Origin of the sequence: Pedococcus sp. 2YAF34 (genome assembly GCF_052114585.1) — a bacterium.
Classification (GTDB): domain Bacteria; phylum Actinomycetota; class Actinomycetes; order Actinomycetales; family Dermatophilaceae; genus Pedococcus.
Genome location: NZ_JBFRFA010000123.1, coordinates 1 through 416, shown reverse-complemented (window position 1 = coordinate 416; position 416 = coordinate 1). Strand labels below are relative to the sequence as shown.

Here is a 416-nt window from a genome sequence, read left to right as displayed (position 1 = left end):
CCGCTGGAGGACTCGATCGAGGGCCTGATCAAGCACGACCTCGACTACTGCATGGTGGCGGTGCCGACGGTCTACCACGAGCCGGTCGGGTTGGCGTTGGCTGCGGCCGGGGTGCACGCGATCATCGAGAAGCCGCTGGCCCAGGACACGCCGTCGGCGGTGCGCCTGGCTAGCGCGTTCAAGGACGCCGGTCTCGTGGGTGCGGTCGGGCACATCGAGCGGTACAACCCGGCGCTGCAGAGCGCGAGGGCGCGCCTGGAGGCCGGGGAGCTCGGTGACGTCTACCAGGTCACGACGCGTCGCCAGGGCCCGTTCCCGGCCCGGATCGCCGACGTGGGTGTGGTCAAGGACCTCGGCACGCACGACATCGACCTGACCGCCTGGGTGACCCAGCAGTCCTACACCTCCGTCGCCGC

The 416-nt window shown here is 70.7% G+C and carries 1 protein-coding gene; it reads left to right on the top strand.

Annotated elements, in window-relative coordinates; all coding sequences use genetic code 11:
- Positions 1 to 416, top strand: a 416-nt coding sequence (locus tag AB4Z02_RS19185; protein ID WP_441972969.1) for a Gfo/Idh/MocA family protein, incomplete at both ends; no start/stop codon positions are given.